Raw genomic sequence first — 244 nt, 5'->3', positions numbered from 1 at the left:
GACCCTCGTCCTCATCGGCAGCGCCAACACGGCCATTCTCCTGACCTCCAGCCTGACGGCCGCACTTGCCGTGAAGGCCGCTGAATTCGGCCGCTCGCGCCTTGTCGTCAGGCTGATCGCGGTGACGATCGCGCTCGGTCTCGTCTTCCTGGCGCTCAAGGGCTACGAATACCACCACGACATCAAGAGCCATTTCGTGCCCGGCGATCCGCTCTTCGGCCTGTCGGAACACGCGGTGATCTTC

Annotated in this window: 1 pseudogene; it reads left to right on the top strand. The window is 63.9% G+C overall.

From position 1 onward, the window contains the following. A pseudogene (locus tag CH341_RS35035) lies at positions 1-244 on the top strand (cytochrome c oxidase subunit 3); the annotation flags it as partial.

The organism is Rhodoplanes roseus (assembly GCF_003258865.1).
Classification (GTDB): Bacteria; Pseudomonadota; Alphaproteobacteria; order Rhizobiales; family Xanthobacteraceae; genus Rhodoplanes; species Rhodoplanes roseus.
Note: the sequence above shows the minus strand (reverse complement) of the source record. Positions and strands in the feature narration are given on the sequence as shown.